3 protein-coding genes are annotated in these 2,542 nt (G+C 30.3%); all 3 read right to left on the bottom strand.

Annotated features, from left to right (window positions below):
* The coding region (locus Q4Q55_RS10205; RefSeq protein WP_303372695.1) for a glycosyltransferase at positions 1-1,540 on the bottom strand (1,540 nt) is incomplete at its 3' end.
* 1 nt (position 1,541) lies between these two features.
* Positions 1,542-2,141, bottom strand: a complete 600-nt coding sequence (locus Q4Q55_RS10200; RefSeq protein ID WP_303372694.1) for a bifunctional 2-polyprenyl-6-hydroxyphenol methylase/3-demethylubiquinol 3-O-methyltransferase UbiG — start codon at positions 2,139-2,141, stop codon at positions 1,542-1,544.
* Positions 2,142-2,152: 11 nt separating this feature from the next.
* Positions 2,153-2,542, bottom strand: a 390-nt coding sequence (locus Q4Q55_RS10195) for a hypothetical protein (RefSeq protein WP_303372693.1), incomplete at its 5' end; no start/stop codon positions are given.

Genomic DNA, 2,542 nt, shown 5'->3' with positions numbered 1-2,542 from the left:
TGTCTTTAAATCTAATTTCAATATTTAAAAGTCGATCATATAATGTATATGAAGATTCATGGGTTATTTCTAGAAATTTAAATCTGTCATTTGTGAAAAATTCTTCTCGAATTGTGGTCCCGTTAAGATAATGAGTAATGCAGTAATAATTGTTTAAGTAATGTTTAGATTTAACTAAATTTTTACTTAAATTGGTTGAATAATGATTTAAAACCGTGGATTTATCTGTTTTTTCTATTTTTTTAGTAATCAGGTAATTTTCCTGATTAGGGTTTATTGATTTGTCCTGAGTGTTTTTTAAAGAATAATAATCATAAATATTTATGAGATTGACAGATTCGTTTAAATAGTTATTGTTGTGGAAGAATTCTGTGATATATTCGCTATTTTTTCTTTTATCAATGTTTAGCAAAGTCACATTATATCCATGTTGGGTTAATAGATTTGCACGGTTAAATGTTGCCTTTGCAAGACCTCCGATTTCAACATCAAAACCGAAAAACAACATGAAAATTCTTTTTTCTTTAATTTTGTCCATGATAATTTTTTCATCATAATTAAAGTCTAGTTTATCGGATAATTTGGAAGCATTTAAAAAATCTTTTTTGTTTATCAAGTAAAAAAATTCATCCAAATATTCTGGAGGTTTCAGTTTATTTGAAGCGATAAACTCTTCAAAAAGAGGATTTGCCATATACAATAAATCAACCTTGTCGTTTAGTTTCAAATCGCTTAGACAAAATTGTTTAATCCAGAAATATAGATTTCTTGGTCCAATCCATGCATAATCTTCATTGTAATCTTTTGCAATATCATACAGTGCAGTGTATGATTTAATAAAACCTGCAAGAACGCTTTTGCTTTTTTTGGATGTTACAGATTTGCCACTCTGGCGGGGGATATACTCAACAACGGGAATGTTGATAAATTTAATTCCTTCGGCTTTAAGAAGCGCTTCTGAGACAAATACTAAATCCTGTGCAGGAACACCAACTAGAAATTCAATTTTTTCATTTAAAATGAATTCTTTTTTGAATATTTTGGACCAAACGGAAGGTGTTGTAAGAAGCATGTTGAAGTTATCTTCAATTGTATCAACTTGTGAAGATTCACTATCTTCAAGTTCCAGGATATTCCAATTATTTCTCTCAATTTTTGAGTCTCTATTAATGTTGTAGTTTCCTGAAACTAATTCCAGATTGTTTTCTGTGATGTTATTATAAAGGAGTTCACAGGCATCTTCTAAAAAGAGGTCATCCGGATCTAAAAACATCAAATAATCTGCAGTTGCATTTTCAATACCTATGTTTCTAGGTCTGCCTGCAAATCCGCTGTTCTCTTCAAGGCAAATTGCTTTAACATTATTGTATTTGTTTGAATAATCTTTAATGATGTTTGAACTGTCATCGGTTGATTTGTCATCAACAAAAATCACTTCCAAATTTTCAAAGCCTATTGTCTGTGATTTGATGGAGTCAAATGCATCTTGAAGTGTGTCTTCCACATTAAAAACAGGTACAATAATTGAAATCTTATACATGTTATCCTTTCAATTTCTCTAAAATTAAATCCATTTTACGTTCAATATCGTCCATTCTGTTTTCTAATTCTTCTTTGCTGCCTTTATCTGGTTTTCTTGCTATAACGTAACTGTCAAACCATGGGTTTGAGTTTGAAGCATCTGTGGTTCCATATTCTATCACTCTAAGTTTAATGTATTCGGCTAACGCTTTAACACCATCGTCTTGGAACCTATAACAGTCATACGGATTTTTATGGACTGGGCCGGCACTAGGAACTATGATGCAGCAGAATCCTCCGGGTTTTAACACTCTGTTAATCTGTTCTAATGTTAACCAGAAAAATTCAATATGCTCAAGTGCTTGGCCGGTAATAACCACATCATATGACTCTTCTTCAACTTCTTGCCAGTCATAAGGATTTTCAACTATGATGTCTACATTGTTTCCTTCTTTTAAATCTAGGCCGTGGTATGTCCAATTCTTTTCGTTTAATACCATTCCATAATTGTAATTGCCAGTCTTGTCAAAAGAACCAATATCAAGTATTTTTAGATTATCATTAGGATTTAAATAAGTGGTTTTGAAATATTCCATTTTTAACATTGAACTTTTATGCATTTAATCTCCCCTTATAATTTGAATTTATTTTTTATTTTCCATGACTTTGAGGATTTGATTTCTTTTAATTCTTCACTTAACTCTAAATTGACCTTTTTAAGGTAGTGATTATCCTCAATTATTTTATTTGGCATAATATTTAATCTTGAAATTTCATCTTTAACGGATTCCAAATCAGTTATGATTTGTGAATCAAAATTGAAATCGTTATAAATAGTTTTTAGTACTTCCCGATTATTATATTCTCCGTTTTTCATGTTCTCAAAATAATATGTAAAATTCTTGTTTGATTTGAATATGTCTTTATCAGCCAGTTTGTTGAATTCATCTGAATTGAATATTTCTTCCAGGTTGATATTGATGTATTCATCAAAATTGGAAAGAACTGTTCGCATCAATGC

Origin of the sequence: Methanobrevibacter sp. (genome assembly GCF_030539555.1) — an archaeon.
In the GTDB taxonomy this organism is placed as follows: domain Archaea; phylum Methanobacteriota; class Methanobacteria; order Methanobacteriales; family Methanobacteriaceae; genus Methanocatella.
This window is presented reverse-complemented; position numbering and strand designations above follow the sequence as displayed.